The 5,217-nt window shown below is 75.7% G+C and carries 3 protein-coding genes and 1 tRNA gene; 3 read left to right on the top strand and 1 reads right to left on the bottom strand.

Features of this window, described 5'->3' with window-relative positions; translation table 11 throughout:
• Together VER05_RS08665 and VER05_RS08660 are read left to right on the top strand one after the other, a co-directional pair.
• A partial coding sequence (locus VER05_RS08665; protein ID WP_324844967.1) for an OB-fold nucleic acid binding domain-containing protein occupies nucleotides 1-2,446 on the top strand: 2,446 nt, incomplete at its 5' end.
• 210 nt (nucleotides 2,447-2,656) lie between these two features.
• Nucleotides 2,657-3,559, top strand: a complete 903-nt coding sequence (locus VER05_RS08660) for a dihydrodipicolinate synthase family protein (protein ID WP_324844966.1) — start codon at nucleotides 2,657-2,659, stop codon at nucleotides 3,557-3,559.
• Between the two features lie 89 nt (nucleotides 3,560-3,648).
• Here VER05_RS08660 and VER05_RS08655 read toward each other — a convergent pair whose 3' ends face one another.
• Nucleotides 3,649-4,881 carry an AI-2E family transporter gene (locus VER05_RS08655; protein WP_324844965.1) on the bottom strand — a complete coding sequence of 411 codons (1,233 nt, stop codon included), beginning with the start codon at nucleotides 4,879-4,881 and terminating at the stop codon, nucleotides 3,649-3,651.
• 187 nt (nucleotides 4,882-5,068) lie between these two features.
• Here VER05_RS08655 and VER05_RS08650 point away from each other — a divergent pair.
• Nucleotides 5,069-5,152, top strand: a tRNA-Leu gene (locus VER05_RS08650).
• Nucleotides 5,153-5,217 lie beyond the last annotated feature (65 nt).

Genomic DNA, 5,217 nt, shown 5'->3' with positions numbered 1-5,217 from the left:
CAAGCACGGCCGCACCCACGCCGCGCAGGTCGCCAACGTCATCTCCTACCGCGCCCGGTCCGCGGTGCGGGACGCCGCCCGCGCGCTCGGGTACGACGTCGGGCAGCAGGACGCGTGGAGCAAGTCGATCGAGCGCTGGGGGACCCTGCGCGGCCCGGCGCCGCGGCACCCCTGGTGGTCGGGGGAGAACCGCGGTGCGGCGGGCGCGCAGGTGGCCCCGCCGACGCAGCGCGTCGCCGACCGGCCGACGTCGACCCGGCCGAGCCCTCCGTCGGCTCGGCCCGGCCCGTCGTCGTCGCCCCCCGTCGGGCCGCCCGCCGCCGCGACGCCCGGGTCCCCGCCGAGCCGCGCGGACCGGCGCGCCGCGCAGTACGCCGCCGCGCAGCGCGATCCCGACGGCGTCGTCTGGGGCTGGAACCACGAGCCTGGCGCCGCCCCCGCCCAGGCCCCCCGGCGCCCCGCCGGGCACGACGACGTCGACGGCCCGGCGGGCCAGCCCACCGCCGACCGCCACGACGTCGTGCCCGCCCACCGGCCGCCGCCCGCGAGCGACCTCGACGAGATCCCCGAGCAGGTCATCGACCTGGCCGACCGGTTCCTGCGCCTGCCCCGGCACCTCGGCATCCACTCCGGCGGCATGGTCATGTGCGACCGGCCCGTCATCGAGGTCTGCCCGGTCGAGTGGGCCCGGATGGAGGGTCGCACCGTCCTGCAGTGGGACAAGGACGACTGCGCCGACGCCGGCCTGGTGAAGTTCGACCTGCTCGGGCTCGGCATGCTCACCGCCCTGCGGCTCGCGTTCGACCAGGTCGAGAAGCACGGGGGCCCGCGCCTCCACCTGCACCAGCTGCCCAACGAGGACCCGCTGGTCTACGACCTGCTGTGCGCCGCCGACACCGTCGGCGTGTTCCAGGTCGAGTCGCGCGCCCAGATGGGCACCCTGCCACGCCTGCAGCCGCGGAGCTTCTACGGGATCGTCGTGGAGGTCGCGCTGATCCGCCCGGGGCCGATCCAGGGCGGGTCCGTGCACCCCTATATCGAGCGCTACCAGGGCCGGCAGCCGATCACCTACCCGCACCCGCGGCTCGAGAAGTCCCTGGAGCGCACCCTCGGCGTCCCGCTGTTCCAGGAGCAGCTCATGCAGATGGCGATCGACGTCGCCGACTTCACGCCCGCCGAGGCCGACCAGCTCCGGCGCGCCATGGGCTCCAAGCGCAGCATCGAGAAGATGGAGGCGCTGCGCGCCCGGCTCATGGACGGGATGACCCGCAACGGCATCCCGGAGCCCGTGCGCGAGGAGGTCTACGAGAAGCTCAAGGCGTTCGCCGACTTCGGCTTCCCGGAGTCGCACGCCTACTCGTTCGCGTTCCTGGTCTACGCGAGCTCGTGGCTCAAGGTGCACCACCCCGCCGCGTTCTACGCCGGGCTGCTCGCCGCCCAGCCGATGGGGTTCTACTCGCCGCAGTCGCTCGTCGCGGACGCCCGCCGGCACGGCATCGGGGTGCTGCGGCCGGACGTGCAGCGCTCGGGGGTGCAGGCCGTCGTCGAGCGGGTCGGGCCCGTGCCCGAGGGCGGGGAGCCGCGCCTGACGCCGCGACCGTCCGGGACGGCGCCGGTGCCGCCGCTGCGGGCGCCCGGGGCGCGCGGGTTCGCCGCGGTGCCGCCGCCGTTCGGCCCGGCGCCCACGAGCGGGGTGCCGAGTCCACCGAGCGCACCGGCCGCGTCGGTCGAGCCCGAGCGCTCGCTCGCCGTGCGCGTCGGCCTCGCCTCCGTGCGGAACGTGGGGGAGAAGGTCGCCGAGCGGATCGTCGCCGAGCGGGACGCGCACGGCCCGTTCGCCGACCTCCGGGACCTGGTGCGTCGCGTCGAGCTCAGCACCGCCCAGCTCGAGGCGCTGGCCACCGGCGGCGCGCTGGAGTCGCTCGGCGTGACCCGGCGCGAGGCGCTGTGGGCGGCCGGTGCGCTCGCGCAGGAGGGCCCGGACACCCTCCCGGGCGTCTCGGTGGGGGTCCAGGCGCCGACGCTGCCCGGCATGAGCCCCGTCGAGCTCGCCGTCGCCGACGTGTGGGCCACCGGCGTGACCGTCGACTCCTACCCGACGCAGTACGTGCGCGACGGCCTGGACGCCCAGGGCGTGCTGCGCGTCGAGCAGGCGTTCCGGCACGAGGCCGGGCGGCGGGTCGCCGTCGCGGGCGTGGTCACCCACCGGCAGCGCCCCGGGACGGCCGGCGGGGTCACCTTCCTGTCGCTGGAGGACGAGACCGGGCTGCTCAACATCGTGTGCAGCACCGGGCTGTGGCAGCGGTTCCGGAAGGTCGCCCGCACCTCCCGGGCGCTCGTCGTGCGCGGTCGGTTGGAGCGCGCCGACGGGGCGACCAACCTCATCGCCGAGCACCTGACGCCGCTGTCGCTCGGGATCGCCACCACGTCCCGGGACTTCCAGTGACCGAGGACGGCCCGTCGGTGGCGCGGCTCACCCCGCCGACCGCCCGGTCACCCGCCGGGTCCGCCGGGTCCGCCCGGTCACGCGTCCGGCTCGCCCGGTCACCCGGCCGGCACGCGGACGCGCGCCGGGCACGCGGGCCACCACCGAGCGCCGCGCTCAGCCGCCCGGCGACCCACTCGTGCCGCCGCGCCCCCGTGCGAGACTGCCGCCGTGCCCCTCCTCGGATCGCTCGTCGCCTACCTGCCCACCCCGCGCGGCCCCGAGGGCGAGGTGGTGGCCGATCCGCTGCAGCGCCTGGTCGACGACGCGGTCGCCGCCGGGGCGTCCGGGATCGCCGTGCTCGGCAGCACGGGCGGCTGGCCCTACCTCACCGCGGCCGAGCGCCGCCTCGTCGTCGAGGCCGCCGTCGACGCCGCGGACGGGCGGGTGCCGGTCGTCGCGGGCGTGGGCGCGTTCACCACCGACGAGGTCGTCGTGCACACGATCGTCGCCGAGCGCGCGGGCGCGTCGGCGGTGCTGCTCCCGACGCTGGCGTACCTGCCGCTGACCGACGACGAGGTCCTCGACCTGGTGACGGAGGTGGCCGACGCGGCGCGCACCCCGGTCTGGCTCTACCACAACCCGGTCAGCACGACGTTCCGGTACTCGGTCGAGACGCTCGCCCGCGCCGCGCAGGTGCCCGGCGTCGGCGGGGTCAAGGACCGGGGGAGCGACGCCGACGAGCTCCGCGCCCGCGTGACCGCCCTCGCGGCGGCCGTGCCGGGGACCGTCGAGCTGGGGTGCAGCGGCGACGTGCTCGGCGTCGAGGGCCTGATCGCCGGCGCGCGCACCTGGCACTCGGGACTCGCGAGCGTGCTGCCGGCCTGGTACGTCGCGGTGGCGGACGCCGCCGTGGCCGGCCGCGCGGACGAGGCGCGGGCGCACATGGCGCGGCTCGCGCCCGTCGCCCAGCTCGTCGCGTCGCTCGGCGGGCCCCGGGCCGTGCACGCGCTCGCGCGGGCCCTCGGCACCGACCTGGGCCAGCTGCCGGCGCCGCTCCGCCCGGTCGACGACGCGGGCGTGCGCGCCCTCGCCGCCGCCGTCGAGGAGCTGGGAGAGGCACCCGCGCGCTGACCGCCGCGGGGCTGCCCGGTCGCCGCGCCGCTCAGCCGGCGCGCCTGCGCGACGCCCCGCTGCTCGACGCCCCCGCGCGAGCCTCCGCGTCAGCCCGCCGCCGCGCCCTCGCCGTCGTCCTCGTCGACCGGCCGGACCTCGTCGTCCGCCTCCTCCGGTTCCATCGGCGGGTCGGGCTGGTGGAACTTCGACCAGATCGCCCACACCACCGACACCAGCGGCACCGCGATCACCGCGCCGAGGATGCCGGCCGTCAGGGTGCCCCCGGTGACGGCCAGCGCGACCACGACCGGGTGCAGCGACACCTGCTTGCCCATGACCAGCGGCTGCAGCACGTGCCCCTCGAACTGCCCGATCAGCGCGATGCCGATCCCGACGATCGCCGCCTGAATCGGGCCGTTCGCGGCGAGGGCCACGATCATCGCGATGACCATGGCCGCCGGGGCGCCGATGAGCGGGATGAACGCGCCGATCAGCACCAGCACGGCCAGGGGCGCGGCGAGCGGGACGCCGATGATCGACAGCAGGATGAACGCGAGCAGGCCGTCGGTCACCGCGATGATCACGGTGCCCCGGGTGTAGCCGGAGAACGTGTACCAGCCGGCGCCGCCCGCGGTCTTCCACGAGTCGCGCACCGACGACGGCAGCTGGTTGACGAACCAGGTCCACATCTCCCTGCCGCGGGCGAGGAAGAAGATCGCGCAGAACACCGCCAGCGCGAGCGCGGTGAACACCTCGACCACCGAGCCGGCCGACGCGGCCACCTGGCCGGCGAGGTCGCCGGCGTGCTCCTGCACCCACTGCCGGCCGTTGTCGATCCACTCGGCGATCTGGTCGTTGCTGATCGAGAACGGCAGCGGCCCGTTCTCCAGGAAGTCGACGATCTGGTCGATGCCGTCGCCGAACTGCCGGGAGAGGGCCTGCCACTGGTTCGCGACCGAGTAGCCGACGTAGAACACCATGCCCGCGAGCACCAGGAACCCGGTGAGCAGGCCGAGCGCCGTCGCGAGCCCGCGCGGCATCACCCGCGTGTAGAACTCGACGACGGGCCGGAGCACCGCGGTGAACACGAACGCGATGAACACGGCCACGAACAGCAGCTGCACCTGCGATGTGGCGAAGAACACGAGCGCGATGCCGGCGAGCAGCACGAGCAGCCGCCAGGTGATCCCCGCCGAGCTCCGCAGCCAGCGCGGCACGCCGTCGTCGGGGGCGATCCCGGTGGGCGGTCGGCGCTGCCCCGCGACCCGTCGTGACGCGGATCCGGCCGGTACGCCGGCCTTGCCGGTGCCGTACCGGTCCGCGCCGCTCTGCTCCGCCATCCTGGGTCCCACCTCCGAGCGCTGCTGGGGCGACGTGCCCGCCGCGGTGCACCGCCGGACGTCCTGGCCAGTGTGCCCCCACCTGCGGATGCGTGCTCGGCCGCCACTCCGTGCTATGTTTTCTGCCGCACCTGAGGGGGCGGGAAGCGCCGAGAAGCGCTCCTCGTATCCGTCAGGAGTACACCCTGTCCGGGTGGCGGAATGGCAGACGCGCTAGCTTGAGGTGCTAGTGCCCGTATAGGGCGTGGGGGTTCAAGTCCCCCTCCGGACACTCGTTGAGACAGCGACGACGAAGGCCCCGATCCCGCCGGATCGGGGCCTTCGTCGTGCCGGCGG

The sequence above is a fragment of the Cellulomonas sp. genome, from assembly GCF_035634735.1.
In the GTDB taxonomy this organism is placed as follows: domain Bacteria; phylum Actinomycetota; class Actinomycetes; order Actinomycetales; family Cellulomonadaceae; genus Cellulomonas.
The sequence above is the reverse complement of the archived record's forward strand: the minus strand, read 5'-3'. Positions and strand labels throughout refer to the sequence as shown.